Source organism: Dellaglioa sp. CoH-56-MRSF-11 (assembly GCF_056782135.1).
Genome location: NZ_JBXAYE010000155.1, coordinates 1 through 245, shown reverse-complemented (window position 1 = coordinate 245; position 245 = coordinate 1). Strand labels below are relative to the sequence as shown.

The 245-nt window shown below is 57.1% G+C and carries 1 protein-coding gene; it reads left to right on the top strand.

Features of this window, described 5'->3' with window-relative positions:
• Window positions 1-34: 34 nt before the first annotated feature.
• Window positions 35-245 (top strand): hypothetical protein (locus AC1RPT_RS08210; protein ID WP_481763060.1); only part of this gene is annotated, 211 nt, incomplete at its 3' end.

Below are 245 nucleotides of genomic sequence, written 5' to 3'. Positions count from 1 at the left end.
GCTGCACACGACTTATCAATCGACGGAGGTCATCATGAAACAGCAACTACCTCAATCCTTCATTCGGGCGGGCGTGACGCGCACGCAAATTGCGGCAGCTGCCGCAACCAATAAGGTCGAGGCGCGTATTAACATGAGTGCTGATGTGGCAGGTGCAGGGCTGTGCCCTGAATGCCGCAAGCCCATGGAACGCAGCAACGCGAACGGGTTTCCCGTCATGATCTGCGAAGCGCACCGGATTGCTA